A 439-nucleotide genomic window follows, 5' to 3' on the forward strand; every position below is an offset into this window, starting at 1 on the left:
GATCAGGTAGTGCGGCACGCCCAGGTCGAGCAGGCGGGTGATCGCCGAGGGCGCGTCGTTGGTGTGCAGGGTGGACAGCACCAGGTGGCCGGTCAGCGAGGCCTGCACCGCCATCTGCGCGGTCTCCAGGTCACGGATCTCGCCGATCATGATGATGTCCGGGTCCTGGCGCAGCAGGGTGCGCACGCCGGCGGCGAAGTCCAGGTCGATGTTGGCCTGCACCTGCATCTGGTTGAACTCCGGCGCGATCATCTCGATCGGGTCTTCCACCGTGCACACGGTCACGTCCGGGGTGGCCAGCCGCTTGAGCGTGGAATACAGCGTGGTGGTCTTGCCCGAGCCGGTCGGGCCGGTGACCAGCACGATGCCGTGCGGGCGGGCGACCAGTTCATTCCAGCCGGCCGCTTCCTCCGGGCTGAAGCCCAGCTGCTCAATGCTC

Annotated in this window: 1 protein-coding gene; it reads right to left on the bottom strand. The window is 67.9% G+C overall.

Features of this window, described 5'->3' with window-relative positions:
• Positions 1-439 (bottom strand): GspE/PulE family protein (locus VA603_RS00290; RefSeq protein ID WP_323437604.1); only part of this gene is annotated, 439 nt, incomplete at both ends.

It is taken from the genome of Stenotrophomonas capsici (assembly GCF_034961085.1).
In the GTDB taxonomy this organism is placed as follows: domain Bacteria; phylum Pseudomonadota; class Gammaproteobacteria; order Xanthomonadales; family Xanthomonadaceae; genus Stenotrophomonas; species Stenotrophomonas capsici.